Source organism: Streptomyces poonensis (assembly GCF_014650915.1).
Classification (GTDB): Bacteria; Actinomycetota; Actinomycetes; order Streptomycetales; family Streptomycetaceae; genus Streptomyces; species Streptomyces poonensis.
Genome location: NZ_BMVW01000002.1, coordinates 175,208 through 199,264, shown reverse-complemented (window position 1 = coordinate 199,264; position 24,057 = coordinate 175,208). Strand labels below are relative to the sequence as shown.

Below are 24,057 nucleotides of genomic sequence, written 5' to 3'. Positions count from 1 at the left end.
TACGTCCTCTTCCGTCTCTTCGGTCGACGCTCTTGTGCGCCGCCGCGGTCAGCGCCCAGGTGCGGGAGCCGTCGACTCGCGCCACACCACAGCGGTGATCGCGTCATTCTCCTCGGGTTCGGGCTCGTCCCGCAGTACGGCCAGCAGACGCCTGACGGCACGGCGCCCGAGCCGCTCGTGGTCGACCGACACGGCGGTGAGGGAGGGCATCATGGCCGCACCGAGCGGGTTGTCGTCCCAGCCGGTGACGCTCAGGTCCCGGGGAACCCGCCAGCCGCGCTCCACGGCGCCGCGGATGGCGCCCGTGGCGAGCAGGTCGTTGGCGCAGACGACGGCGGTGACCCCGCTGTCGTCCGGCAGTTCGCGCACGGCCAGGCGGCCCTTCTCCGCCTGCCAGTCGCAGTCCACGACGCCGTACGACTCCAGTCCGAGGCGCTCGATCGTCTCCAGGTACACCTGCTTGCGCCATCGGGCGGAGGTGTGGGCGTAGTCGCCGGCGAGGTGCAGGAAACGGCGGTGTCCCTGCCGGGCCGGCCGCTCGACGATCTCGGCCATGGCCGACGCGTCGGCGAGTTCGCCGATGCCGCGCATCCGGTCGTCGTAGTCCGCCGAGACGGCGATGGGGGTGCTACCCGACATCGAGCGTTCGGACAGCCGCGCTCGGCCATGCTGCCGCACGGCGGTGAGTCCACCCGTGGCTGGCAGCAGGTCCGGGCACTGGGCAACGAACTGACGGCGCTGGACGAGGTGGTCACCGGCGTCACCACGGCACAGGTGGCCATCGTCTGGGACTGGGAGAACTGGTGGGCGGTCGAGGGCTGTTACCACCCGCTCGACTCCTACAGCTACCAGGAAGTGGTCTCCAGTCACTACCGGGCCCTGTGGCACGCCCACGTGGCCGTGGACGTGGTGTGTCTCGACGACGACCTGAGCCGCCACCGGGTTCTCGTCGTACCGAACCAGTACCTGCTCAGCGAGGCGCAGCGCGAGGCGGTGGACGCCTTCGTCAGGGCGGGTGGTCATGTCCTGGTGTCGTACTTCTCCGGCATCGTGGACGAGAACGACCGCGTGCACGCGAACGGCCACCCCGGCGGCCTGCGGGATGTCATCGGGGGACACTTACGCGAGCTGTCTCCGCTCGCTCCCGGCACCACGGCCGGTGTCCGGGGAGTGGTCGGCTCCCTCCTCGGCGAGGACTTCACGCCCGGGCCTCGACCTGGCAGGACGACCTGGCCGCCGAGACCGGGCGGCCCGCGGCCACCTACACCGACGGTCACCTCTCGGGCAGCCCGGCCGTGCTCGACCATGCGCTCGGCGAGGGGACGGCCGTCTACCTGGGCACCAGCCTCGAAGAGGATGCTCTGGAACAGGTCGTCCGCGCGGTCCTCGACCGGGCGGGCGTCCAGCCGGTGCATGAGGTGCCACGGGGCGTCGAGGTAACTGAAAGTCACACGGAGAGCGACTCCTTCCTGTTCTTCCTCAACCACCTCGACGAGCCCGTCACCTTGGAGCTCCGGCGCGCGGGCACCGACGCGCTCTCCGGCCGCACGCTGGCCGGGGGAGACATGGTGCGCCTCGACGCCGCGGGCGTCCTGATGCTGCGCAGCCGTCCGACCACCGAAAGGCACTGAAGACCCTGTGACCGAGTACAGCCCCATCGACCAGAATCCCACCGCCCCCCTGCCGGCGGTGGGCGCCGGCACGACACCCGGACCCGGCGTCGTACCGGACTTCGCGCCGCTGCCCGCCGGCCGGCCCCGGCGGCGGTACGCGGTGGCGGGCACCGGACACCGCGCCGGCATGTACGTCGCCGCCCTCACCGGCGAGCACGCCGACGTCGGTGAACTCGTCGCCTGGCTGGACCCCAACCCGGCCCGCATCGACTACTACGACGCCGAGGCCGGACACGCCCTCGGTGGCGGCGCACCCGCGGGACTGCCCCGCTACACCCCCGCCGACCTGGAGCGCATGGTCACCGAGCAGTCCGTCGACACGGTCGTCGTCACCAGTGTCGACCGCACCCACGCGGAACTCGTCGACCGCAGCCTGCGCGCCGGAGCCGACGTCGTGGTCGAGAAGCCCCTCACCACCGACGCCGCCGGCTGCCGGCGGATCACCCGGGCCGTCGCCGACACCGGCAAGGACGTCGTCATGACGTTCAACTACCGCTACGCGCCCCGCAATGCGGCCCTGCGTCAGGTCATCGCGGACGGGACCGTCGGCGAGGTCACCGGCGTCCACTTCGAATGGGTGCTGGACACCCTGCACGGAGCCGACTACTTCCGCCGCTGGCACCGGGAGAAGGCCAACTCCGGCGGACTCCTCGTCCACAAGGCCAGCCACCACTTCGACCTCGTCAACTGGTGGATCGACGACGTCCCCACGCGCGTCTACGCGTCGGGCGCCCTGCGTTTCTACGGGGACGCCAACGCCGCCGCCCGCGGCATGGGCCCCCGCCCCGAACGCGGCACCGGGGCCGAGGGCGACCCGTTCTCCCTCGACCTGCGGGACGACCCCCGCCTGGAGGCGCTCTACCTCCGGGCCGAGCACCACGACGGATACCGCCGTGACCAGGACCCCTTCGCCCCGGGCATCACCATCGAGGACAACATGTCCGTCCTCGTCGACTACGCCCGGGGCGCCACCCTCACCTACTCCCTCAACGCCCACAGCCCCTGGGAGGGCTACCGGGTCTCCGTCAACGGCACCCGGGGACGAGCCGAACTGTGCGTGGTCGAGCGCGGCCACATCGAGTTCGACGGCGACAGCCTCCTGGACCCCTCCGCCACTCCGGACGCGGCCGACGACGACTTCGTCCGTCCCGCCGGGCACCGGCTGATCGTGCAGCGGCACTGGCGCCGCGCCGAGGAGGTCACCGTCCCGGACGGCATCGGCGGCCACGGCGGCGGCGACGCCATCCTGCTGAAGGACGTCTTCCGCCGCGACCTGCGGCGGGGACCGGATCCCCTGGGCCGCGCGGCCGGGTACCTGGACGGAGTGCGGGCCGTGGCCGTGGGCGTGGCCGCCAACGAGTCACTGCTGACCGGTCGGCCGGTACTCGTCGAGGATCTCGGACTCGGGGTGCCGCTCGCCGCGGACGCCCCTCGGTGAGCGTCATGGAGCCGAGGGCGGTGGCGTGAGCCGCTGGGAGGGCACCCGCTCGATCGTGCCGTCCGGGAACCGGACCTCCACGGTGCCGCCCGACCTCCGACCGTCCGTCGCCGTCGAGGTCACCGACCCAGACGGTGAGGAACGGCACGGCACGTCTCGGCCCGGGCCGGCCGTCCCCAGGCCGGCCCTGGCCGATCGGTTCGGTTGACGGTTGACGGGCGACGGGCGGAGCGGCTCTTCACCAGGTACCGCATACCGCCGTCAAGAGTCAGCGGGTGGTGGCGGCGTGCCCGGTGGTGGCCTGTCCGGTGGCGGTCTGTCCCGAGGGAGTGGCGTCTCGCATGGCCGCCTCCCGGGCCACGCGTGCGTCGTAGGCGGCGCGGGCGGCGGCGATCTCCTTCTGGTGCTCCTCGGTCCACGTGACCAGGGAGCGGATGGTGGTGTGCAGCGTCGCGCCGAGCGGGGTCAGCTCGTACTCCACCCGGGGCGGGACCACCGGGTGCACGGTGCGCTCCACGAGGCCGTCGCGCTCGAGCTGGCGCAGGGTGACGGTGAGCATGCGCTGGCTGACCCCGTCGATCTCGCGGCGCAGCTCGGTGAAACGCATTCTGCGGCGGTCGAGCAGGGCGATGACCAGCAGCGACCACTTGTCGGCCACCCGGTCGAGGATCTGCCTGACCTCGCAGTCCTCGCGGGCGTCCCACTGGAAGGGATCGGTGTCCGGGAACTCCGTGACGGGGCCGGTTACTTGGCAGTGACCGGGTGACTTCGAAGTGCCGTCTTCCATGACCCGTTATGCTGCCGCAGGATTTCCTTGGTTACAAGAGGGAACCGACCCTCGCCCCGGTAACCGTCCGGCACCTGCCACTCGCCGCCCACCTCACCTGACCTCACCGGAGACAGCCATGTCCGCACGTGCCTGGTCACTGCTGCTCGTCCTCAGCGGCACGGTCTTCCTGGAGGGCATCGACATCGCGATGCTCGCCGTCGCCGTGCCCTCGATCCGGTCGGACCTGGACCTGTCCACCGGCACGGCCTCCTGGCTGCTCAGCGCGTACGTCCTCGGCTATGCGGGCTTCACCCTGCTGGGTGGCAGGGCGGCCGACCTGCTCGGCCGCCGGCGGATGTTCCTGACCTGGCTCACCGTCTTCCTGCTCTTCTCCGGACTCGGCGGCTTCGCCCAGGACGGCTGGACACTGATCGTGGCCCGTTTCGTGACAGGCGTGGCGTCGGCGTTCATGACCCCCGCCGCCATGTCGATCATCACCACGTCGTACCCGGAGGGCCCGCAGCGCGAGAAAGCGCTGCTGGTCTTCGCGGGCACGGCCGCGGGCGGCTTCTCGCTCGGCATGGTCATCGGCGGGCTGCTCACCCACCAGCTCGGCTGGCGGTGGGTGTTCTTCGCCCCGGTGCTGCTGGCGGCCGTGCTGCTGGTGGCGGCGGTCCGGCTGGTTCCGGAGGGTCTCCGTCCGGCGCGGGCAGCGGGAGGCTTCGACGTGGCCGGCGCGGTGACGGTGGCGGGCGCCATGCTGCTGCTGGCCTACGGGATCGTACGGTTCGAGCACGGCCTCGACGGCTGGGGGGCGACGCTCGGTGTCCTCGCGGCCGGAGCGCTGCTGACCGGCCTGTTCGTGGCGATCGAGCGCCGTACCGCCAAGCCGCTGGTCCGGCTCGGTCTGCTGCGCAACGCGGCGACGGTCCGGGCCGACCTGGGCGCGATGCTCTTCGTCGGCTCGTTCTTCGGCTTCCAGTTCCTCCTCACCCTCTACCTTCAGGAACTGCTGGGCTGGTCCGCCCTCCGGACATCGCTGGCGCTGGTGGTGATGGGCGCGGACGCGATCCTCGCGCCGACCCTCACCCCCCGGCTGGTGGCCCGTTTCGGCAACGTCCGCGTCGCCCTCGGCGGTTTCGTCTCCGCCACCGCCGCGTACGCGCTCTTCCTCCGGGCCGGCGCGGACTGGACGTACGCCGCGATGTTCCCGATGCTGCTGCTCACCGGAGTGGCCTTCGCCCTGGCGTACGGGCCGTTGACGATCGCGGCGACGGACGGCGTGGCGGAGGAGGAGCAGGGGCTCGCCGGCGGGCTGCTGACCACCGCGACCCAGCTCGGCTCGGCGGTGGCGATCTCGGCGGTGACGGCCGTTCACGGCCTGGCGGCCGCGAGCGGGAGCGCGTCCCCGCTGGAGGCGTTCCGGACGGCGTTGGTGGTGCCCGTGGTGATGGTCGCCCTGGGGGCGGTGTCCGTGGCGACGGGTGTCCGGGGACGCGGCCGCGGCGGGCGCGGACCGGAGCGGGTGGCGGCGGAGCCGGCCGGGGAGAAGGTGGCGACAAACGGCCGTTGACGGTGTCGCTCGCGGTGAGCTACACCAACAATTGGTGACTGTCCGTTCTCGGAGTCGAGCGCTCCGGACCGGTGCGAGATCTCCGGTCCGTGCGCGCGCAGACCTGACCGACCAGCAGGAGCCGTGCCGTTGCGCCCCATCGAGACGTCGTCCGCGCCCGACGCCCTGGGCCGGAACCGCGCGACAGGTGCACTGGCGCTGCTGTCCTTCGCCATGCTGATCGTCTCGCTCGACCAGTACATCGTCGTCGTGGCCCTCCCGGACATAGCGCGCGACCTCGGGTATTCGACGCAGACACTGCAGTCCGTGATCAGCGCGTATGCCGTGGCCTCCGCCGGCTTCCTGCTGTTCGGCGGCCGAGCCGCGGACCTGCTGGGACGCCGCCGCATCCTGGTCACCGGTCTCGCTCTCTACGCCGCGGCATCACTCGCGGGCGGGCTCGCGACCGGACCCGGAATGCTGCTCGCCGCCCGCGCGTTCCAAGGGCTCGGCGGAGCGCTCGTCTTCCCCACCACGCTGGCACTCGTCAACACCACGTTCGCCGAAGGACACATGCGCAACCGCGCGTTGGGGATCTGGGGCGGAGCAGGGGCCACGGGACTCGTGATCGGTGTGCTGCTCGGCGGCCTTCTCACCCGGGCGTTCGGCTGGGAGGCGGTGTTCCTGGTCAATGTCGTCCTGGCAGGTCCTGCGCTGGTGCTCGCCTTTGTGCTGCTCCCGGCGGACGGGGGGCACCAGAAGGGCCGCACCTTCGACCTGCCCGGTGCGCTCAGTGTCACCGCCGGTGTCACGCTGATCGTTCTCGCCCTCGTCCAGGGCCCCGTGTGGGGCTGGCTGTCACCGCGCATCCTCGTCAGCGGGGCGGCCGGCCTTGTACTGATCGCGGTCTTCACCATGATCGAACGGCGTGGTCACGACCCGCTCATGCCGCCCCGGCTGCTCGCCAACCGCAATCTGGTCACCGGCGTCGTCATCGCCTTCCTGTTCATGGCCACCTTCGGCTCGATGCTGTACTTCCTGTCCATCTACTTCCAGGAAGTGCTGGGCTATGACGCCCTGCAGACCGGCGGCGGCTTCCTCGTCCCCACGGTGGTGGTGGTCGCCGCCTCGACCATGGCAGGCCAGATGGTGACGCGGTTCGGCCTCAAGGGCACGTTGACCGCCGCCCTCGCCGTGGGCGCGGTCGGCGCTGTCGCCCTCGGCCTCGCGATCTCCGCCGACGGCTCGTACCTCGAAATGGTCCCCGGTCTCATGGCGCTGAGCATCGGCGACGGAGTGGTCTTCACCGCGATGTTCATCACGGCCGCCACGGGAATCCCCGACCGTGAACAGGGCATCGCCTCCGGCATCGCCTCGACGAGCTCCGGCGTGGGTGCGGCGGTCGGCCTGGCCGTCCTCGTACTGATCGCGACGGCCGGCCTCGACGACCTCTCGGGCGAACGACTGCGCATCGCCACCGCGGACGGAATCAGCACCACCTTCTTCGTGGTGGCGGGCGGCATCGTGCTCACCCTCGTCGTCGCCCTGATCGGTTGCCCGACCTCGCCCGGACCGCCGACACCCGCACCCGTGCCCTACCAGACCCGTCGCTGCTGACATCCGTCCACGGAGTCCACGGCGAACCCGGGCTCTCGACGAACGCCGGGTGCCGGGTGCCGTCGGCCTGCTGTCCTCGGCTGCCGTACGGCCCGAAGCGCTCGGCTGTGCCGTACGGCCCCAGGCCCTCGGCTGCCGCAAGGCTCAGGAGGAGCGGCGCAGCCAGTCCTCGAAGCGGGTTCCGGCGAGGTGGGCGCGTCCTTCGTCGGGGACGAGCGTCCGCTCCGCCAGTTCGGAACCGAAGTAGCGGGCGTGCGGGTCGGGGACGACCGTGCGCGGGTCGTGCCATGCGCGCAGCGCGTCGGCGACGAGCTCGTCGAAGCGGAACAGCTGCGGTCCGGCCACCTCGACGGTGCCCTTCAACGGGGCCTCCGCGGCGGTCCTGGACACCGCTTCGGCGACGTCGTCGGCCGCCATGGGCTGGAAGAGCACGTGCGGCAGACGCACCGTGTCGCCGTCGGTGGCGGTGTCGGCGATGCCCTTGACGAACTCGAAGAACTGCGTCGCCCGGACGATCGAACAGGGCACCGGCCCCTTCTTGATGAGCTGCTCCTGCGCCGCCTTCGCCCGGAAGTAGCCGTTGTCGGGCAGGTTCTCGAGGCCGACGATCGACAGCGCCACGTGGTGTCCCACACCCGCCGCCTCTTCGGCGGCCAGCAGGTTGCGGGTGGAGGTGGTGAAGAAGTCCAGCACCGCCGACGCCTCGAAGGAGGGCGAGTTGGCCACGTCCACGACCACCTGGGCGCCGGCCAGCGCGGCGGCGAGGCCCTCGCCGGTGAGGGTGTCGACGCCCGTACCGGGCGCGGCGGGCACCGCCTCGTGCCCGCGCTCGTTGAGCTTGCCGACCACTTTGCCGCCGATGAGGCCGGTGCCTCCGATGACCACGATCTTCACGTCGTGTGCTCCTTGTTCTGCGGGCTGCGGGCTGCGGGCTGCGGGCTGCGGGCTGCGGGCTGCGGGCTGCGGGCTGGGCGATCCGAGGGCAGTGCCGCGGGCGTTCTGCTCGCGTTCTGCCGGTGTCCGGACGGCGCCCGGACGGTGATTCGGTGGCCTGCTCGACGAGGGAGGGAACCCGTCAGGACGGCCGGGGAGCGCGCAGGTGCGCCCGCTGCTTCAGCTCATCGTCGTCGACGAGGACCAGCATGGGCTGTCCCGGAACGCAGAGCATGGTGACGAGGAAGCGCAGGCGCGTGTCGGCGCGGGCGTTGCCGTCCTGGTAGTGGATGACGTCCCCGCCGGGCTCCCAGAACGTCTCGCCGGCACGGACGATCCGCTCCGGCTCGCCCTCCAGCTCGAAGCGCATCTCGCCCTCCAGTACGTAGCCGAAGGCCGGCCCCCCGGGATGGCGGTGCGGCGGGGTGCCCGGATCACCGGGCGGGAACTCGATCCGGACGGTCATCACATGCGCGCCCTCCGGGATGACGGGCGGGGTGGCTTCCTGCAGCACGGTGAGCGCGGTCTTCCATGCCTCCGAGCGCGGCTGCTCGTCGGTGTGGGCCATGACGGGTCTCCTCCTGCGGGTTCCGGCGTTTCCTGCGGTTCCGGCTGTCGAGGCTGTACGGGGCATCGTCCGGTTCGGCTGTCCGCTCGGGCCGTTGCCGCCGGCCGGGCCCGGTCCGCCGAACCCTCGCCGACGACCAGGGGCTCGTACGCCTCGCGCACGGAACGCCCCTTCCCTCGCTCGACCCGCCGCTGCGCCCTGACCGCCGCCCTCAGGGGGCCACGGTCACCGGACCCCGGCGCACAGTCCGACGGCACGCGGCGCGGGGCACGGCCGAGGGAGGTCCCATTCTTCAGAGCCCCGGCATGCTCGGTGAGCGCCGAACCGGACACATCACCGGCGGGGCGCAGCTGCTGGGAGCCGGGAGACGTCGAGAATGCGCATTGCTGTTCGGCGGCTCCGCCGACTCGTACCGGCGGATGCTGCGACGCGACGACATCGACCTGGTGCACGTCGGTACACCCCGGGAGTTCCACCACCGGAACGGCAGGGCGGCGCTGCTGAGCGGCAAGCACGCCGTGGTGCAACCCCCGTTATGTTTCTCGCGGCCCTGCAAGAGGGCCGCTGGCCTCCGGGCCCGGCATGATGGTCCCCCCTGTCGAACCAATGACCTGGGGGGTGGTGTCACCGGGTCCGCGAGGCGCCGTTGAAGACGCTGATGAGAGGTCCGACTCCCGCCTGGCCTGGTGCCACACCTGGCCGCTTGCGGGCGGCAGGTCTGCATAACGTGGATGCGCGCACGACGCCAACGCCCAGGCCAGCACACACGACATGCGTCCGGGAGGACGGCGTGAACGACAACGACGAGATAGGCGTCTTTCTCGGCCTGGACGTCGGCAAGAGCGCCCACCACGGGCACGGCCTCACCCCGGCCGGGAAGAAGGTGTTCGACAGGCAACTGCCCAACACCGAGCCGAAGCTGCGGGACGTCTTCACCAGGCTGAAGACCAAGTTCGGCACCGTCCTGGTGATCGTGGACCAGCCCGCCTCGATCGGCGCACTGCCCCTGACCGTCGCACGCGACGTGGGCTGCCAGGTCGCCTACCTGCCCGGACTCGCCATGCGGCGCGTGCGCAGGCTGCTGCCCGCGCGGGGCGGCGCGGACAGCGGGTCCCGTTTGTCGATCACCAGCGGGCGTACGCCCCAGTGGGCGAGGAACATCCCCGCCGTCAGCCCCACCGGACCACCGCCCACCACCAGTACGGGCACGTTCTCGGTACGCATCACGCGGCCTCCTGACGTCGTCGCACGACTGGCCGCCACCCTGCACGCTCAAGTCGGCTTGAGCTCAAGCTGATGGGATGACGGACCAGCGTTACTCGATCAGTGAGGTCGCGCGCCGCTTCGGCGTGCCGGTGTCCACGTTGCGCTACTACGACGAACTGGGCCTGCTCCCTCCCGCCGGACGACGAGCGAACGTGCGCTGCTACGGCCGGCGGGAGTTGCGGCGGTTGGTCCTGATCCAGCGGCTGCACCAGCACGGTCTGGTCTCCCTCGCGGACACCGGCGTACTGATCGCCGAGCCGCCGCCGGAAGGCCGGCCCCCGGGCCGCGCGGTGCTCGCCGCCTCGATCCGGAAACAGATCGCCGACCTGCAAGCGGCCCAGCGGCTGCTCGAGCACCTGCTGACCTGCCCGACGGAGGACCCGGTGCGCGAGTGCACCAAACTGCGCACCGAGCTCGATCAGCTGGTCGACAGCAGGCTGCCGACGGGATGAGCCGCCGCTTCCGCGTACGGGTCAGGCCGTGGTGGCGGGCAGCTTGGCGATGAGGTTGGTGAGTTCGTCGAGTTCCTGGGGGGTCAGGTCGGTGAGCGGGGGGCGGACCGGGCCCGCGCTGTGGCCCGTGGCGGTCATGCCGGCCTTGACGATGCTGACCGCGTAACCGGCCTGGCGGTTGCGGATCTCGGTGTACGGGAGCACGAAGTCCGAGAGCATCCGGGTGACGTCGGCGTGCCGGCGCTCGCGGACGGCGGTGTAGAAGGCGAGGGCGAACTCGGGCAGGAAGTTGAAGATGGCCGAGGAGTAGGTCGTCACGCCGAGCTGGAGGTAGGGCAGGGCGTACGTCTCGGCGGTGGGCAGGCCGCCGATGTAGGTGAGGCGCTCGCCGAGGCGGGCGTAGATACGGGTCATGGTGTCGATGTCACCGACGCCGTCCTTGAAACCGATCAGGTTGGGGCAGGTGTCGGCGAGGCGGGCGACGGTGTCGGGGGAGTAGACGGCGTTGGCGCGGCTGTAGATGACGACGCCCAGGGACGTGGCGCGGCAGACCGCCTCGACGTGCCGGGCGAGACCCTCCTGGCCGGCTTCCGTGAGGTAGGGCGGGAAGAGCAGGATGCCGTCGGCACCGGCGCGTTCGGCGGCCGCGGCGAACTCGATCGCGGTGGCGGTGCCGTACCCGGCCGGTGCCAGGATCGGCGTGGCGTCGGGGGCGCTCTCGGCGGCGGCGGTCACGACGCGTTCGACCTCGGAGGGGGTGAGGGAGAAGAACTCGCCCGTGCCGCCGGCGGCGAACAGGCCGCCGACGTCGTACTGGGCCAGGCGCACGATGTTCTCGCGGTAGGCCTCCTCGTCGAAGGAGAGGTCGTCGCGGAAGTGGGTCACGGGGAAGGACAGCAGTCCGGATCCGACGCGGTGGCCCAGTTCTGCGGGAGTGAGGGATGACATGGGATTGCTCCGACGGGTCGTGTTCGACAGGTCATGGTGGTGTCGGCGCGGGCAGCGCGGCTGTCCGTTGTCGGCGCTGCCCGCGCCGGGTCCCGGGGGACGCCGGCCGCGGCCGGGGTACGAGGGCGGGGGTGCGGCTCAGGGACGGGTGCCGACCTCTTGCTCGGCGATCGTCCAGGCGCGGGCCTGGTCGCTGAGGGTGAACCCGAGGCCGGGCCGGGACGAGACGTACATGCGTCCGTCGTGGATCTCCAGGCGCTCGTTGAACAGCGGTTCCAGCCAGTCGAAGTGCTCCACCCACGGCTCGATCGGGTAGGCGGCGGCCAGGTGGAGGTGGATCTCCATCGCGAAGTGCGGGGCGAGCTGGAGCTGGTGGTGCTCGGCGAGCGCGGCCAGCTTGAGGAACTGGGTGATGCCGCCGATGCGGGGGGCGTCGGGCTGGATGACGTCGGCGGCGTTGTGGCGGATCAGCTCCACGTGCTCGGCGACGCTGGCCAGCATCTCGCCGGTGGCGACGGGGGTGTCCAGGGAGGCGGCGAGCGCGGCGTGGCCCGCCGCGTCGTAGGCGTCGAGGGGCTCCTCGATCCACACCAGGTTGAACTCCTCCAGCGCGCGGCCCATGCGCTGGGCGGTGGGCCGGTCCCACTGCTGGTTGGCGTCGACCATCAGCGGGACGTCGTCGCCGATGTGCTCGCGCACCGCGGTGAGGCGGGCCAGGTCGTACTTGCCGTCGGGGTGCCCGACCTTGATCTTGATGCCGCCGATGCCGCTGCCCAGGGTCGCGGTGGCGTTCTCCAGAACCTGCTCGGTCGGGGTGTGCAGGAAGCCGCCGGAGGTGTTGTAGCAGCGCACCGAGTCGCGGTACGCGCCCAGCAGCTTGGCCAGCGGCAGCCCGGCCCGCTTGGCCTTGAGGTCCCACAGGGCGACGTCGAAGGCGGCGATCGCCTGGGTGGCCAGCCCGCTGCGGCCGACGGACGCCCCCGCCCACACCAGCTTGGTCCAGAGCCTGCCGATGTCGCTGGGGTCCTCACCGATCAGGTTCTCGGCGATCTCCTTGGCGTGGGCGAACTGGCCGGGGCCGCCGGCGCGCTTGGAGTAGCTGAAGCCGACGCCCTCGTGCCCCTGCTCGGTGGCGATCTCCACGAAGAGGAAGGCCACCTCGGTCATCGGCTTCTGACGGCCGGTGAAGACCTTCGCGTCACTGATCGGCGTGGCCAGCGGAAGGGCCACCGAGGACAGCCGCAGCCAGACGATCCGGTCCAGTGTGGCCTCGCCTTCGGTGTGTGCGGTATGCGGAGTCGTGTGTGTCGTGGTCACCACTTCGAGTCCCTCGGGTTGAGGCGGTCGGTGCACGGCCCGCGACCGCGGCCGGGCTCCGGTGTCGCGCCCCCTCACGGCGGGCGCCGAGGGATGCGGAGCGGTGCGGGTGCGGTGGCTGTCGGGGCCGGACAGGCGGCGGCTCACGCGTGCCCGGCGCACGCCGGCGGCGGCGGAGGCACGGGCCGGGTCGCTCCCTGTCGACATCTGACGCTACGGTCACGAATGATTCACGTCCAACATAGATTTTGGATGTCGTCATACCAGGAGAGCATCAATGTTCACCCTCGCCCAGTTGACGAGCTTCGTGACCGTCGCCGAAGAACTGCACTTCACCCGCGCCGCGGAGCGGCTGAACATGACCCAGCCGCCGCTGAGCCGGCAGATCCAGCTGCTGGAGAACGAGCTGGGTGTGCAGTTGCTGGACCGGACCAACCGCACCGTCCGGCTCACCCCGGCCGGCCGGGCCTTCCTGGTCGAGGCCCGCCGCATCCTGCGCCAGTCCGAGCACGCCACCCTCGCCGTGCGCCGGGTCGCCACCGGTGAGGCGGGAGCGATCGCCGTCGGCTTCACGGCCGCCAGCGCCTACTCCGCCCTCGGCGACCTCCTGAAGACCGCGCGGGCGGCGCTGCCGGGGGTGGAGATCGTCCTGCAGGAGCTCGTCACCCGCGACCAGTTGAAGGCCCTCAGCGAGGGCTCGCTCGATCTCGGGCTGATCCGGCCCTCGGCCGCAGGCGCGGATCTCGCCACCCGTGCGGCCGTGCGGGAAGGACTGCTGGCCGCCCTTCCCGCGGAGCACCCGAAGGCCGCCGCGCACGGGCCCGTGCGGATCGAGGACCTGGAGGGCGAGGACTTCCTCATGTACTCGCCCATCGAGGCCCGTTACTTCCATGAGCTGCTGATCAGCGTCTTCCGGGCCGCCCACGTCCGGCCCGTCTTCACCCAGTACCTCGCGCAGGTGCACAGCATCCTGAACCTCGTCAACGGCGGCTGGGGCATCGCCCTCGTACCCGAGGCCGCGGCCCGGACGCGTTACGGCGGGATCGTCTTCCGGCAGCTGGCGCTGCCGGACCCGCAGCCGGTCGAGCTGAACTTCGTATGGCGGAAGAACAACGACAATCCGGCTCTGGATGCCCTACTGCGACATCTGTGACGTGACATCTATGGCGTGCGCCGGACACATGTGCGTCACGGAACGGTCATACAAGGAAGGTATTGCACGCAACAAAATTCGACATAGACGTGAATCGAAACGATCTCTACGGTCAACTCAGCCACCGGTTCCGTGGCTCGGACCGCACGCGGCGCTGCTGTCGCATCACCCAGGTCTAGGAGATTGACCATGCCCGCTTTCGCCCGGCAGGACGAGCCGGCGACCGCCGTCCCGAGCCGACGCCTGTGTGCTGCGCACCGGGTGTCCGGCCCGGGCCAGGGCCTTCGGCACCACAACGCGCCACGCTTACCGGTCACCTCACGCGCGGCACTGGACACACCCCCCAGTGCGGAGCCCACGGACCGCTCCGGCCACGGCGGTCCTCGGCCCGACGGCCGATGACGACCGGGACGACCGGCCGCCCGGGCCGGTCACCCTCGCCGTAGACCGGGCCGGCCCCCGCGGCGGCGAAGAGACCCGACCCTCGCCCCGCCCGCTCGGAGCCTCCAGGGCCGTCACCCGCGCCGCTCGTTCCCCGCTCCGCCGCCGGCCGCCACGGCACTCGAGCCACCGCCGCCGTACCGCGTCCGGTCGGCCGTCCCGCTTCGCTTCGCATCACAGCCGCGCCACATGTCTCCGCCATGCCTCCGCCGTCCGGGGCCCGGCTGCTCAACCCACAGTTCAAAGGGGAACTGACATGCCACTTGTCGTAGTCGGAATCAGCGTCGTGGTTCTGCTGCTGCTCATGACCAGACTGAAGCTCAACGGCTTCGCGGCCCTCCTGCTGGTCGCCGTCGGGGTCGCCCTGGTCCAGGGGATACCCGTGGTGGACATCCCGGACATCCTCTCCGAGGGCATCGGGGGGCAGATCGGTGACACGATGCTCGTCATCGGGCTGGGTGCCATGGTCGGCCGCATCATGGGCGACTCCGGCGCCGCCCAGCGCATAGCCGGCACACTCCTCGACGCCTTCGGCCCGCGCTGGGTCCAGGTAGCCATGGTCGTCACCTCCATGCTCATCGGCGTGACGATGTTCTACGAGGTCGCCTTCATCATCATCGTGCCCATCGCCTTCACCCTGGTCAGGGTCACCGGGGCGAACCTGCTGTGGGTCGGGCTGCCGATGTCCATCTCGCTGTCCACCATGCACAGCTTCCTGCCGCCGCACCCCGGTCCCACCGCCGTCGCCGCTACCTTCCACGCCTCCGTCGGGCTGACGCTGTTCTACGGCCTGTTCATCGCGATCCCGGCCGGCGCGCTCATCGCGCTGCTCTGGCCGCGGCTGCCGTTCATCAAGGCCATGAACCCCTCCATCCCCCAGGGCCTGGTCAGCGAGCGTGAGTTCACCGACGAGGAGATGCCCGGCCTCGGCTGGTCGCTGTTCGTGGCGCTCTTCCCCGTCATCCTGATCGCCGGCGCCGCGGTGACCGACATGGCCGCCGGCGGCGAGAGCCCGTTCCTGCACTCCGTCGCGTTCATCGGCTCGGCGCCGGTCGCACTCCTGCTGACCCTGCTCCTGGCGATCTGGGCGTTCGGCCCGAGGATCGGCCGGAGCCTCGAGGACGTCAGCGCCTCCTGCACCTCGGCGGTCAAGGCGATGGCGATGATCCTGCTGGTGATCGGTGCCGGCGGAGCCTTCAAGAACGTCCTCGTCGAGGGCGGCATCTCCGACTACATCAAGGACGTCACCGACTCCTGGTCCATCTCGCCGATCGTCCTCGCCTGGCTGATCGCCGTCATCCTCCGGATCGCCCTCGGCTCCGCGACCGTCGCCGTCGTCACCGCCTCCGGTGTGGTGCTGCCCCTGCTCGCCGGCAGCGGAACGCACGCCGAGATGATGGTGCTCGCCGTCTCCTGCGGCTCCATCGCCTTCTCACACGTCAACGACCCCGGATTCTGGCTCTTCAAGGAGTACTTCAACCTGTCGGTCATCCAGGCCATCAAGGTCCGTACCACCTACACGACCGTGCTGTCGGTCCTCGGCCTGGGCGGCGTCCTGGCGGTCGAGTGGGCCCTTGAAGTGCTGAACCTGTGACCACTGCGCGCGCCCTGAACCCCGCACATCCCCTACACAAGGAACTCGAAGAGAGCATGAGCACCACCCAGCCGACCGTCACCGCGTTCTCCGTCTACCCCGTAGCGGGCCGCGACTGCATGGAGCTGAACCTCTCCGGCGCCCACGGCCCGTACTTCACGCGCAACATCGTCGTCCTGAAGGACTCCGAGGGCCGTACCGGCCTCGGTGAGGTGCCCGGCGGAGAGAAGATCACGCAGACCCTCAAGGACGCCGAGTCCCTCGTGGTCGGCGCGAAGGTGGGCGACTACAAGCGTGTCCTGCGCGAGATCGGGGACCGCTTCGCCGACCGCGACTCCGGCGGACGCGGCGCGCAGACCTTCGACCTGCGGACCACCGTGCACGCCGTGACCGCTGTGGAGTCGGCTCTCCTGGACCTCCTGGGCCAGCACCTCGACGTGCCGGTCGCGGCGCTCCTCGGGGACGGTCAGCAGCGCGACTCGGTGCGGGTGCTGGGCTACCTTTTCTACGTCGGTGACCCCGACCGTACGGACCTGGAGTACGTCCGCGAGCCCGACGCGGACGCCGACTGGTACCGGATCCGGCACGAGGAGGCCCTGACGCCGGAGGCGATCGTCCGCCAGGCCGAGGCCACCTACGACCTGTACGGCTTCCGCGACTTCAAGCTGAAGGGCGGCGTTCTGGACGGTGCCGAGGAGGTCAAGGCCGTACGCGCGCTGAAGGAACGCTTCCCCGAGGCCCGGATCACCCTCGACCCCAACGGTGCGTGGTCACTGCGCGAGGCCATCGAACTCTGTACGCCCCTGGTCGGGACGCTCGCCTACGCCGAGGACCCCTGCGGAGCCGAGGGCGGCTACTCCGGGCGGGAGGTCCTCGCCGAGTTCCGCCGCGCGACCGGCCTGCCCACCGCGACCAACATGATCGCCACCGACTGGCGGCAGCTGGCCCACGCCCTCGCCCTGCAGTCGGTCTCCATCCCGCTGGCCGACCCGCACTTCTGGACCATGCAGGGGTCCGTCCGCGTGGCTCAGCTGTGCAACGCGATGGGCTTGACCTGGGGCTGCCACTCCAACAACCACTTCGACATCTCACTCGCCATGGTCACGCACTGCGGTGCCGCGGCGCCCGGCGCGTACAACGCCCTGGACACGCACTGGATATGGCAGGAGGGCCTGGAGCGGCTCACCGTCACCCCGCCCCGTATCGTCGACGGCGAGATCGCCGTGCCCGACGCCCCCGGCCTCGGCGTCCAGCTCGACATGGACCGCCTCCTCGCCGCCCATGAGCTCTATCTGAGCAAGGCGCTGGGGGCGCGGGACGACGCCGTCGGGATGCGGTACCTGGTGCCGGGCTGGGAGTTCGACGCGAAGCGGCCCTGCCTGGTGCGGTAGGGCGAGGCCGACGGCTGCGGAGTCCGCGGTCCTGTGCCCCGGGCTCCGCAGCCGTCGGCCTCGCCGAGATGCGGGCAGATCCGACGCGGACCGATGGCATCGGCGAGCCGTCGGCGGTCGTCGCCGGTCCCGGCCGCCGGCCGGGCGCCGAGCTGGACACCGAGGCCGGGAGAGCCGAGACGATCCCGGCGTCCGGCTGCCGGGAAAGGGCTGGGCTCCTCGGTGAGGGAGTCCCGCTCGGGACCGGTGCGGCCTACTGGGGATTGGCCGGCACGACACAGTCCTCCTGGGGCGGCTGTCCTTCCGGCCAGGCGACTCCCTCGAGGGTCAGCCGGCGGGAGGCGGGGACGAGGCGGACCAGGGGAACGGCCTTGTCATAGGGGTTTCCCGCGTTCGTGAGGCAGGTCCAGCCCCCGGCGCCCACCACCCGCAGCTCGGCGTTCAGCTTGCCGAGATCCTTCCTGACCCGGTCCGCGGAGGGGAGCTCCGTGCCGCTGGTGTGCGCCGCGCGGGCCAGTTCCTCGGAGGCGAGCAGCACGACGTCATGCGTCATGATCGTCCGTCCGTCGTCGAGGCTCACCGGGCCGATGCCCCCGGCCTCCCTCGCGATGTCGCGACGGAGCGTCTCCAAGGCGTCCTGTGGCTCGGTGAGGTAACCCGGCGGTGTTCTCCGCCCGTCCTTCGCCGCCTTCCACTCCGCGATCGCGGTGCTCCAGGCGTCGGGGTGTGCCGGAGCCGGGTACAGCACCGAGACCGAGGGCTTGCCCGCTCCCGGATCGCCGCTCAGCAGCGCGCGGTCCCGCGCGTCCAGACGCTCGTCGAGCGTCGTGGCGCTGGAGCCCGTGATGACGGTGTAGGACCGCTTCTCCCGGCAGTAGGCGCCGGCGAGCTTCTTGATGAACAGTTCGAGGTGGAAGGCCCGGCCGGCGAAGTAGACGACCCGGGCGTTGGACCGGCAGATGTTGGCCGCGAAGTCCTGGAACTCGTTCGCGGTGACGCCCGGCTTCTCCATGCCGGGCGACACGAACCTCATGTCCTGGATCCCGGCGCTCCTTCCGTTCTCCTCCCTGGCCTCGGTGAAAGCCTCCCGGAGGGCCCGGTTGTAGCTGTCCTCCGGCCGGTGGTCGGCGACCAGCGCGGTCTCCGCGCCGACGAGCCCGGGATCGAACCGGAGCAGGGCTGCCGCCTGCTTCTCGCTGGTGGGAATCGCCCGGGCCAGGCCGGGGAACGGCACCTCGTCACGCCCTTCGGGATTGGCGAAGTCGCTCGCGGTCACCAGGCTCGCCACGGCCGGGACCCGCAGCGTGTTCGTCACGTACTCCATGGCCTCGCGGGTGTCCTCCAGGCTGAGGTTGAAGCCCGCGACGATCCTCAGGTGGGGCTCCCGCCGCCGCAGTTCGCCGACCGTGTACCTCCAGTGCCGGTACTCGCGCCCCGGGTTCGCGAGGACGAGCCGGATGGGCGGCTTCGCGGCGTCCTCGCCGTTGGCCCGGGCCTGTGCGAGACAGGCGCCCTGCACCTCGCTGAGTATCTGCCGCCGCACAGCGGGGCTGTCCGATTCCAGCGGGATCAGCAGGGCGACGGTCGCGTGCTTCTCTCCCGCGACGGCCTTGTTCTGCTCGGCGATGCGCGCGAAGACCTGACGCATGCCGGGCACGCCGGACGCGAACACGTCCGTGCCGTCGGAGACGCCCAGGCAGTCGTCGCCGTGGAGGACGAGGTGCTTGCCGCACGCGGGCGGGGGGTCGGGCTCGTCGGGCAACCTGTGGAGGCAGAGCCCTGCCGCCAGGACGCCCAGCACCACCGCGCCGACAGTGACGGGCCCCGGAGAAGGGCAGATCCTCATGACCTGCTCCCCGGAACGACGGGCTGCTGTACGGACGCGGGCCGCAGGGCGAGCCGGACCACGCGGCTCGGCATCGGCACGTCGGCATCGACGACGCGCAGCCTCGCCACCCGCTCCCGCTCCCGGAAACGTGCCGGGATCTCGTTCGCCAGGCGGTCCGGCGGCACGGCGGGGCGGGCGCCGCGCATCGGCGTGGCGGCGTCCGGCCGGCAGGTCGTGATCACCACGGGGTACGCATGCAGCTCCCGGGACCTCCCGTCGTACGCCGCGAGCAGTCTGTCGCGGACGACCCGCCGCGCCGGATGCGTGTCCACGTCGGGGACGAGGAACACGGGACGCCTGACCCGGTTCAGCCGTCTCCAGAACCCGTAGTGGGCCTCGACGTCGGCCAGCAGTGCCTCGACGAGCAGTTCCTGCTTCTGCTCCGGCGTCCACTGCGTCCGCCCTTCTCGCAGGGCATGGCACGTCATCGCGTCGGTCCTCGCGTTTGGGAAACGAACGGTGCGGAACCACCGCATCGCTCGGCGGTGGGGGAAGCGCACCACATGGGCCACGTCCAGCACGGCTCCGACCAGCCCGTTGAACAGTCCTGCCACGAAAGGCCCCTGCAGCGCCGCCGTCAGGTGCTCGCGCGCCGTCGGCAGGGTGAGCCTCTTCGCCCGGGCGATGGCCTCCTTGACGGTGCGCATGAGGTCGTTGAGCTGTTCGTGCTGGTTGTGGCCGTCCTCGGGACGCCAGACGTAGAGCGCCGTGCGGGCCGCGGCGAAGCGCGGAAACACGATGGGCAGCGCATAGGGCGGTCTTCCCTCGTAACCGCACCCGTCCGTCATGGCGCGCAGGAGTGCGACGACTTCCTGCTCCTCGTCCATGCCCTGCACGACCGCGTCCGTCACGCCGACCGGCAGGACTCCCCGGCATCCGTCGATCCACCGGAGCGGCCAACTGCCGTCGTCACCCTCGATCTGCAGGATCAGCGCCCCGGCTCGCCGCCCGAAGCGCGCCCCTCCCCACCGCAGCCGTTCCCTGACGGTCAGGCGCCCCAGCACCGAGTCCGCTTCGTCCGACACGCGCCCTCCCCGTTGTCACCGCACGCCATGGCGTGTCGCCTCCCCACGGCATGGCGTCGAATCGCGGAGCACTTTAGGAGCGCATGGAGCGGTGGCGGCAGGGAATCAGGCGACCTGTCAGGTTTTGATCGCGGAACTGCATGAGGGATGACGTGAGGTGTCCGCGATCGGTCTCGCCGAGTTCGTCCCTGACAAACTGACGAGCACCAGCTGGTCCGTCGGGCCCGTCCGGGGGCGCACGCCGCAACGGGCCGACGACCAAGGGGCCGACGACCAAGGGGCCGACGACCAACGGGCCGACGACCAGAAGGCCGTGGACGAGGTCGACGAGGTCGTGGTCCGCGGTCATCGGGCCCAGGAACTCGGAACGGAGGGTGCGCACGACCCACACCGCCGGGTCGCCGCGCGGGCTGTGCCGCAGGATGTTCCATGAACACCCGGCGCTCCTGCTCCCCGGGCCACCCGTCTCCTCGCGCCGCAACAGCTGCTCAGCCTGGTCCACCACCAGCCAGCCACCGCGGCGACCCCCGGCGCATCAAGGGGCGAGAACCGAGCGCACGTGCTCCACCTGCGGTGGAGCGGCGAAGTGAGGGCCTGCCAGGGCCCGCCACCGGGTGAAGCCCTCGGAGGCCCGGAAGGTGACGGTGTGGTGCTCGACCGTCTCCCACTGGACCATGAGCCGGTAGCGCGTGGGGTGCTCGACGCCGCGGTGCAGGTCGACTCCACGGCAGCCGTCGGCCGCGAGGAACACGGGGACGGCCTCGGCGACGGCCTTCTCGAAGTCCTCCTCGTGGCCGGGGCTGATCTCGATCTGGGCGATCTCGGTGATCACGGTGATGGTCCTGTTTCTTTCTTCCTGTCTCTGCCGGCTTCTTTCTGCTTCTGCCGGCTTCTTCCTGCCTGTGTCGTCGCGGTGTCGTCGCGATGTCAGTCGCGGGTCTCGGAGGGCTTGGTGTGCTCCGCGTCGACTCGCGCGGTGACCCCCGTGTCGACGAGGGTGCGGGTGGCGTCCACGGAGGCGTAGATCCACAGGATCCGCATGGGCTCGGTGGCGGAGGCGTTGCGGAAGCGGTGGGGGGTGCCGGCGGCGACGTAGGTGGTGTCGAAGCGGGTCAGGCGGTGTTCGGTGCCGTCTATCTCCACGACGGCGTCGCCTTCGAGGATGGTCACGCTCTCCGGGCAGTTGTGGGTGTGCAGCGGGATGCCGGCGCCGCCGTCGAAGAGCGTCTGGCCGGTGAGGAAGACCTCCGCTCCGACTGCCCGGGTGACCAGGGGGACGGTACGGGCGCCGCCTCCGCGGCTGAAGGCGGTCAGCTCGGCCGGGCGCAGGACGGCGGGCGGGAAGGCGCCGCAGCAGGGCTTGTCATCGGTGGGCGTGGAGCTCATGAGGTGTCTCTCCGTGTTCGGGGCGGGCGGGGCGGGGTGAAGCGGGGCGGGGCGGGCTCAGGTGGCCGGTACGGCGGGGCCGATCCAGACCGTCTTGACGTTGACGAACTCGCGGATGCCCTCGGCGCCGAGTTCCCGGCCGTAGCCGGACTTCTTGATGCCGCCGAAGGGCAGGCGCGGGTCGGAGGCGACCATGCCGTTGACGAAGACGGCGCCGGCGTCCAGGACGCGGGCGAGCCGGCGGGCGCGGTCCAGGTCGGACGTCCAGAGGGCGGCACCGAGGCCGTACTCGGTCCGGTTGGCGAGCGCGACGGCCTCGTCGGCGTCGGCGGCGCGGGTGACGGCCGCGACGGGGCCGAAGGTCTCCTCGTCGAAGGCGGCCGTACCGGGACGGACGTGGTCGAGAACGGTGGGCGGGTAGTAGCAGCCCGGCCCGTCGGGCACCTCACCGCCGAGCGCGAGGACGGCACCGGCCGCCACGCTGCGCCGGACCTGGTCGTGCAGGGTGTCGCGGAGGTTGGCGCGGGCCATGGGGCCGATCGCGGTGTCCGGGTCGGTCGGGTCGCCGACCTTCAGGGCGGCCGCGGCGGCGGTGAACGCCTGCACGAACTCATCGGCCACGGCTTCTTCGACGATGAACCGTTTGGCGTTGACGCAGGACTGGCCGGCGTTGACGTAGCGGGCCTTGACGGCGGTCGCGGCGGCCTGCGCGATGTCGGCGTCGGCGAGGACGACGAAGGGGTCGGAGCCGCCGAGCTCGAGCACCTGCTTCTTCAGTACGGCCGCGGCCTGGGCGGCGACGATCGCACCGACCTCGGTGGACCCGGTGAGGGTGACCGCCGCGATCCGCGGATCGGCGATGAGACCGGCCACCTGGCCGACCTCGACCAGCAGCGTCCGGCAGAGGCCCTCGGGGGCGCCTGCCTTGCGTACGACCTCTTCGACGGCGAGTGCGCACTGCGGCACGTTGTTGGCGTGCTTGAGCAGGGCGCCGTTGCCCGCGGCGAGCGCGGGGGCGGCGAACCGGAAGAACTGCCAGAAGGGGTAGTTCCACGGCATCACCGCGAGCACCACACCCAGCGGGTCGTACACGACGGCGCTCTCGGCGGCGTTGCTGGTGACCGGGCGGTCGGCGAGCTGGGCCGGGGCGTGGTCGGCGTAGTAGTCGCAGGTCCAGGCGCACTTGTCGATCTCCGCGCGTGCCTCGGTGATCGGCTTGCCCATCTCGGCGGTGATCAGCGCCGCGTAGGTGTCCCTGCCCTCACGCAGGACGCGGGCCATCTCCCGCAGCAGCGGCGTGCGTTCGGTGACCGGGCGCCGGCGCCAGGCGGCCTGCGCCGAGGCCGCGGCGTCGAGGATGCCGTCGACCTCCTGGGCGGACTGGGGCTGGTAACGGGCGAGTTCGGCGCCCGTGGCCGGGTCGGTGGAGACGATCATCGGGAGGTTTCTCCGGTGTGCTCGGGGTGCGGCAGGACTTCGCCGCTGTTCGGGGAGTGTGGTGTGCGGGAAGGGCGGGCCGCCGACGCGCGGTTGCGGCGTACGGAGGACCAGAAGGACGCGGCGATCAGAACGACGCCGATCAGGCCGGTGACGATTTCGTTGATCTCGTACTGGATGGTGACCAGGAGGATCACGGCGAGGGCGCCGATCGCGTAGTGCGCGCCGTGCTCGAGGTAGACGTAGTCGTCGAGGGTGCCCTGGCGGACCAGGTAGACGGTGAGCGAGCGGACGTACATGGCGCCGATACCGAGGCCGAGGGCCATCAGCACGATGTCGTTGGTGAGGGCGAACGCGCCGATCACGCCGTCGAAGGAGAAGGAGGCGTCCAGGACCTCCAGGTAGAGGAACATGAAGAACGCGGCCTTGCCCGCGAGCAGCACGGGGGACTGCCGCTTTCCGGCGCGCCCGGCCTCCTCCTCCGCCTCGTGCCCGCGCTCTTCCTCTTCCTCCAGCCTGTCCTCGAAGTAGCCGGAGAGGCCGCCGACGACCAGGTAGGTGATGAGACCGGCGACCCCGGAGAGCAGCACCGTCTCGGCCTTGTCGGCCGGCCCGGCGTGCAGATGGGCGTGGGTGGCGAAGGTCATCGAGGTGATCAGCAGGACGATCAGCACGACGCAGGCCGAGAGCATGTCGACCTTGCCCAGCTTGGCCAGCGGCCGCTCGATCCAGGCGAGCCACTTGTGCTCGCGCTCCTCGAACACGAAGTCCAGAAAGATCATCAGCAGGAACATGCCGCCGAAGGCCGCGATCGCCGGGTGGGCGTCGGTGACCAGTTCCTGGTAACGGTCCTGGTCGGTCAGCGCGAGGTCGACGGCCTCGATCGGACCCAGTCGCGCGCTGACGGCGACGATGACCACGGGAAAGACCAACCGCATCGCGAAGACGGCGATCAGGATGCCGACCGTCAGGAAGACGCGCTGCCAGAAGGCGTTCATCCGCTTCAGGATTCCGGCGTTGACGACCGCGTTGTCGAAGGACAGCGAGATCTCGAGGATCGACAGCATCGCTGCGATGCCGAAGGCGGTCCATCCCCCGTAGAGGACGGCCGCGACGAGGCCGAGCGCGGTGACCGCGAACGACCAGCCGAAGGTTTTCAGAAGCACTGGCTCCTCGATCCTGTGGGTACGGGTCTCCCTGCGCCGTGTG

Annotated in this window: 21 protein-coding genes and 3 pseudogenes; 12 read left to right on the top strand and 12 right to left on the bottom strand. The window is 71.0% G+C overall.

Features of this window, described 5'->3' with window-relative positions; genetic code table 11:
• Positions 1-48 precede the first annotated feature (48 nt).
• Positions 49-639: a LacI family DNA-binding transcriptional regulator gene (locus IE242_RS07815; RefSeq protein ID WP_189856744.1), complete on the bottom strand. Its 591-nt coding sequence runs from the start codon at positions 637-639 to the stop codon at positions 49-51.
• 27 nt (positions 640-666) lie between these two features.
• Here IE242_RS07815 and IE242_RS39085 point away from each other — a divergent pair.
• The 4 genes and pseudogenes from IE242_RS39085 to IE242_RS07800 all read left to right on the top strand — a co-directional run.
• A pseudogene (locus tag IE242_RS39085) lies at positions 667-1,155 on the top strand (beta-galactosidase); the annotation flags it as partial.
• Positions 1,156-1,229: 74 nt separating this feature from the next.
• Positions 1,230-1,343, top strand: a pseudogene (locus IE242_RS39080) (beta-galactosidase trimerization domain-containing protein); the annotation flags it as partial.
• A gap of 75 nt (positions 1,344-1,418) precedes the next feature.
• Positions 1,419-1,631: a Beta-galactosidase C-terminal domain gene (locus tag IE242_RS07805; RefSeq protein ID WP_189857639.1), complete on the top strand. Its 213-nt coding sequence runs from the start codon at positions 1,419-1,421 to the stop codon at positions 1,629-1,631.
• A gap of 7 nt (positions 1,632-1,638) precedes the next feature.
• Entirely contained in the window at positions 1,639-3,111 is a 1,473-nt protein-coding gene (locus IE242_RS07800; protein ID WP_229858435.1) for a Gfo/Idh/MocA family protein, read from the top strand.
• A 268-nt stretch (positions 3,112-3,379) separates the two neighbouring features.
• On the opposite strand, the gene IE242_RS07795 is transcribed toward IE242_RS07800, so the two are convergent.
• Positions 3,380-3,898, bottom strand: a complete 519-nt coding sequence (locus IE242_RS07795) for a winged helix-turn-helix transcriptional regulator (protein ID WP_189856740.1) — start codon at positions 3,896-3,898, stop codon at positions 3,380-3,382.
• A 118-nt stretch (positions 3,899-4,016) separates the two neighbouring features.
• Here IE242_RS07795 and IE242_RS07790 point away from each other — a divergent pair, with 118 nt between their 5' ends.
• Positions 4,017-5,453, top strand: coding sequence for an MFS transporter (locus IE242_RS07790; protein WP_189856738.1), 1,437 nt, complete (start codon positions 4,017-4,019; stop codon positions 5,451-5,453).
• Positions 5,454-5,582: 129 nt separating this feature from the next.
• Positions 5,583-7,049: an MFS transporter gene (locus IE242_RS07785; protein ID WP_229858431.1), complete on the top strand. Its 1,467-nt coding sequence runs from the start codon at positions 5,583-5,585 to the stop codon at positions 7,047-7,049.
• 144 nt (positions 7,050-7,193) lie between these two features.
• Here the strand turns inward: IE242_RS07785 and IE242_RS07780 are convergent, their stop codons facing one another.
• Positions 7,194-7,943: an SDR family oxidoreductase gene (locus IE242_RS07780; RefSeq protein WP_189856736.1), complete on the bottom strand. Its 750-nt coding sequence runs from the start codon at positions 7,941-7,943 to the stop codon at positions 7,194-7,196.
• 181 nt (positions 7,944-8,124) lie between these two features.
• Positions 8,125-8,550, bottom strand: coding sequence for a cupin domain-containing protein (locus tag IE242_RS07775; RefSeq protein ID WP_189856734.1), 426 nt, complete (start codon positions 8,548-8,550; stop codon positions 8,125-8,127).
• 790 nt (positions 8,551-9,340) lie between these two features.
• Between IE242_RS07775 and IE242_RS07770 the strand changes: the two are divergent.
• Positions 9,341-9,658: pseudogene (locus IE242_RS07770) on the top strand (IS110 family transposase); the annotation flags it as partial.
• A gap of 193 nt (positions 9,659-9,851) precedes the next feature.
• Positions 9,852-10,268 carry a MerR family transcriptional regulator gene (locus IE242_RS07760; protein WP_189856733.1) on the top strand — a complete coding sequence of 139 codons (417 nt, stop codon included), beginning with the start codon at positions 9,852-9,854 and terminating at the stop codon, positions 10,266-10,268.
• 21 nt (positions 10,269-10,289) lie between these two features.
• On the opposite strand, the gene kdgD is transcribed toward IE242_RS07760, so the two are convergent.
• The gene (gene kdgD, locus IE242_RS07755; RefSeq protein ID WP_189856731.1) at positions 10,290-11,216 is read right to left on the bottom strand and encodes a 5-dehydro-4-deoxyglucarate dehydratase; all 927 of its coding nucleotides are present in this window, start codon (positions 11,214-11,216) and stop codon (positions 10,290-10,292) included.
• Between the two features lie 138 nt (positions 11,217-11,354).
• A complete protein-coding gene (locus tag IE242_RS07750; protein ID WP_189856729.1) occupies positions 11,355-12,536 on the bottom strand; it encodes an L-talarate/galactarate dehydratase in 1,182 nt (393 codons plus the stop codon).
• Between the two features lie 274 nt (positions 12,537-12,810).
• Here IE242_RS07750 and IE242_RS07745 point away from each other — a divergent pair, with 274 nt between their 5' ends.
• From IE242_RS07745 to IE242_RS07735, 3 genes are all read left to right on the top strand, one after another.
• A complete protein-coding gene (locus IE242_RS07745; protein ID WP_189856727.1) occupies positions 12,811-13,686 on the top strand; it encodes a LysR substrate-binding domain-containing protein in 876 nt (291 codons plus the stop codon).
• A gap of 697 nt (positions 13,687-14,383) precedes the next feature.
• The gene (locus IE242_RS07740; protein ID WP_189856725.1) at positions 14,384-15,721 is read left to right on the top strand and encodes a gluconate:H+ symporter; all 1,338 of its coding nucleotides are present in this window, start codon (positions 14,384-14,386) and stop codon (positions 15,719-15,721) included.
• A 56-nt stretch (positions 15,722-15,777) separates the two neighbouring features.
• Positions 15,778-17,112, top strand: a complete 1,335-nt coding sequence (locus IE242_RS07735; RefSeq protein ID WP_189856723.1) for an enolase C-terminal domain-like protein — start codon at positions 15,778-15,780, stop codon at positions 17,110-17,112.
• 253 nt (positions 17,113-17,365) lie between these two features.
• Here IE242_RS07735 and IE242_RS07730 read toward each other — a convergent pair whose 3' ends face one another.
• Positions 17,366-18,958, bottom strand: a complete 1,593-nt coding sequence (locus IE242_RS07730; RefSeq protein WP_189856721.1) for an ABC transporter substrate-binding protein — start codon at positions 18,956-18,958, stop codon at positions 17,366-17,368.
• Complete coding sequence (locus IE242_RS07725; protein WP_189856719.1) at positions 18,955-20,025, bottom strand: hypothetical protein; 1,071 nt, start codon at positions 20,023-20,025, stop codon at positions 18,955-18,957. The genes IE242_RS07730 and IE242_RS07725 overlap by 4 nt, the downstream gene beginning before the upstream one ends.
• Positions 20,026-20,182: 157 nt before the next feature.
• Here IE242_RS07725 and IE242_RS07720 point away from each other — a divergent pair, with 157 nt between their 5' ends.
• The gene (locus IE242_RS07720; protein ID WP_189856717.1) at positions 20,183-20,458 is read left to right on the top strand and encodes a hypothetical protein; all 276 of its coding nucleotides are present in this window, start codon (positions 20,183-20,185) and stop codon (positions 20,456-20,458) included.
• Between the two features lie 102 nt (positions 20,459-20,560).
• Here the strand turns inward: IE242_RS07720 and IE242_RS07715 are convergent, their stop codons facing one another.
• From IE242_RS07715 to IE242_RS07700, 4 genes are all read right to left on the bottom strand, one after another.
• The gene (locus IE242_RS07715) at positions 20,561-20,857 is read right to left on the bottom strand and encodes an antibiotic biosynthesis monooxygenase family protein (RefSeq protein WP_189856715.1); all 297 of its coding nucleotides are present in this window, start codon (positions 20,855-20,857) and stop codon (positions 20,561-20,563) included.
• A gap of 95 nt (positions 20,858-20,952) precedes the next feature.
• Complete coding sequence (locus IE242_RS07710; RefSeq protein ID WP_189856713.1) at positions 20,953-21,411, bottom strand: cupin domain-containing protein; 459 nt, start codon at positions 21,409-21,411, stop codon at positions 20,953-20,955.
• 57 nt (positions 21,412-21,468) lie between these two features.
• Positions 21,469-22,848: an NAD-dependent succinate-semialdehyde dehydrogenase gene (locus IE242_RS07705; RefSeq protein WP_189856711.1), complete on the bottom strand. Its 1,380-nt coding sequence runs from the start codon at positions 22,846-22,848 to the stop codon at positions 21,469-21,471.
• Entirely contained in the window at positions 22,845-24,014 is a 1,170-nt protein-coding gene (locus IE242_RS07700) for a DUF475 domain-containing protein (RefSeq protein WP_189856709.1), read from the bottom strand. Before IE242_RS07700 ends, IE242_RS07705 begins: the two co-directional genes overlap by 4 nt.
• Positions 24,015-24,057 lie beyond the last annotated feature (43 nt).

Coding starts and splice junctions, on each gene's coding strand:
- IE242_RS07815 (WP_189856744.1), bottom strand. CDS start 639: ATGTCGGGTAGCACCCCCATCGCCGTCTCGGCGGACTACGACGACCGG.
- IE242_RS07795 (WP_189856740.1), bottom strand. CDS start 3,898: ATGGAAGACGGCACTTCGAAGTCACCCGGTCACTGCCAAGTAACCGGC.
- IE242_RS07790 (WP_189856738.1), top strand. CDS start 4,017: ATGTCCGCACGTGCCTGGTCACTGCTGCTCGTCCTCAGCGGCACGGTC.
- IE242_RS07775 (WP_189856734.1), bottom strand. CDS start 8,550: ATGGCCCACACCGACGAGCAGCCGCGCTCGGAGGCATGGAAGACCGCG.
- IE242_RS07760 (WP_189856733.1), top strand. CDS start 9,852: ATGACGGACCAGCGTTACTCGATCAGTGAGGTCGCGCGCCGCTTCGGC.
- kdgD (WP_189856731.1), bottom strand. CDS start 11,216: ATGTCATCCCTCACTCCCGCAGAACTGGGCCACCGCGTCGGATCCGGA.
- IE242_RS07745 (WP_189856727.1), top strand. CDS start 12,811: ATGTTCACCCTCGCCCAGTTGACGAGCTTCGTGACCGTCGCCGAAGAA.
- IE242_RS07740 (WP_189856725.1), top strand. CDS start 14,384: ATGCCACTTGTCGTAGTCGGAATCAGCGTCGTGGTTCTGCTGCTGCTC.
- IE242_RS07735 (WP_189856723.1), top strand. CDS start 15,778: ATGAGCACCACCCAGCCGACCGTCACCGCGTTCTCCGTCTACCCCGTA.
- IE242_RS07730 (WP_189856721.1), bottom strand. CDS start 18,958: ATGAGGATCTGCCCTTCTCCGGGGCCCGTCACTGTCGGCGCGGTGGTG.
- IE242_RS07710 (WP_189856713.1), bottom strand. CDS start 21,411: ATGAGCTCCACGCCCACCGATGACAAGCCCTGCTGCGGCGCCTTCCCG.
- IE242_RS07705 (WP_189856711.1), bottom strand. CDS start 22,848: ATGATCGTCTCCACCGACCCGGCCACGGGCGCCGAACTCGCCCGTTAC.